Source organism: Ruoffia sp. FAM 20857 (assembly GCF_045528645.1).
In the GTDB taxonomy this organism is placed as follows: Bacteria; Bacillota; Bacilli; order Lactobacillales; family Aerococcaceae; genus Ruoffia; species Ruoffia halotolerans.
The window spans coordinates 1-255 of sequence record NZ_JBGQRB010000139.1 but is presented as its reverse complement, the minus strand read 5'-3'; the positions used below and the strand labels follow the sequence as shown (position 1 = coordinate 255).

The window sequence follows — 255 nt, the reverse complement described above, 5'->3', positions numbered from 1 at the left end:
CACAAGACGCTTTAAGAGATTATTTTATGCGCTATTCATATGAAGCTCGAATGCAAGTCAAGACCGTCACCATGGATATGTACGGGCCGTATTATCTATTTTTACAACGCATTTTTCCGAATGCCGAGATTGTCATCGATCGGTTTCATATCGTTCAATTATTGAATAATACGTTAAACAGATATCGGATTAAAGTCATGAACACGATTCGTTACAACCGGCCGCGTGATTACACCAAATTAAAACAATTATGGA

General features: G+C 37.6%; 1 protein-coding gene. It reads left to right on the top strand.

Features of this window, described 5'->3' with window-relative positions; translation table 11 throughout:
- Positions 1-26: 26 nt before the first annotated feature.
- On the top strand, positions 27-255 hold a 229-nt coding region (locus ACEN4N_RS11580; protein WP_407090999.1), incomplete at its 3' end, for a transposase.